The organism is Pseudomonas sp. Kh14 (genome assembly GCF_900291005.1).
Lineage (GTDB): Bacteria > Pseudomonadota > Gammaproteobacteria > Pseudomonadales > Pseudomonadaceae > Aquipseudomonas > Aquipseudomonas alloputida.
The window spans coordinates 1-233 of record NZ_OLKJ01000335.1; the positions used below are offsets into that span (position 1 = coordinate 1).

General features: G+C 67.8%; 1 pseudogene. It reads left to right on the forward strand.

What is annotated here, in order from left to right:
- Window positions 1-233: pseudogene (locus tag FQ668_RS28755) on the forward strand (lipid-transfer protein); the annotation flags it as partial.

Here is a 233-nt window from a genome sequence, read left to right on the forward strand (position 1 = left end):
CTCGACAGATGCTCGAAGCCGGCAAGATCACCGAGGCCGAGATGGCACAGATCGCGTTCGAGAGCCGCGAGGCTGCGAAGAACAACCCGCATGCCCAGCTGCGGGGTTCCGCCCCGGTCGACGAGTTGCTCGCCGCCCCCTATGTGTCCGATCCGCTGCGCCGTCACGACTGTGCGCCGATCAGCGACGGCGGGTGCGACATCATTCTCGCCGCCGGCGATGCGGTCGCCAAG